Source organism: Candidatus Tokpelaia sp. (genome assembly GCF_008636115.1).
GTDB lineage: Bacteria > Pseudomonadota > Alphaproteobacteria > Rhizobiales > Rhizobiaceae > QLZD01.
On sequence record NZ_QLZD01000048.1, the window covers coordinates 1 to 321 of the forward strand.

Here is a 321-nt window from a genome sequence, read left to right on the forward strand (position 1 = left end):
GCCGTTGATACTAATTTGAGCACCATCAATACCAGCCTGACGAGCATTACTGATAGCGTCAATAACGGCACGATTGGCCCTGTGAAACGCTCCACCAGTGACACAAACAGCCTGGTTCTGACTGCTTCCAACGGCACCGCCGCTAGCCCCGGCAACAGCCAGAAGCTTACTAACCTGACCGCCGGCACTCTGTCTTCAACTTCAACTGACGCCGTCAACGGCACACAGTTGAACACGACTAATCCCAATGTGACCGCCAATGCCGGCAATATTGCCACAAACACCGGCAATATCACTGCCAATACGACCGATATTGCTACC

At 53.0% G+C, this 321-nt stretch carries 1 protein-coding gene; it reads left to right on the forward strand.

The genetic code is table 11. The features are described from left to right. A partial coding sequence (locus tag DPQ22_RS08470) for a hypothetical protein (protein ID WP_150215133.1) occupies positions 1 to 321 on the forward strand: 321 nt, incomplete at both ends.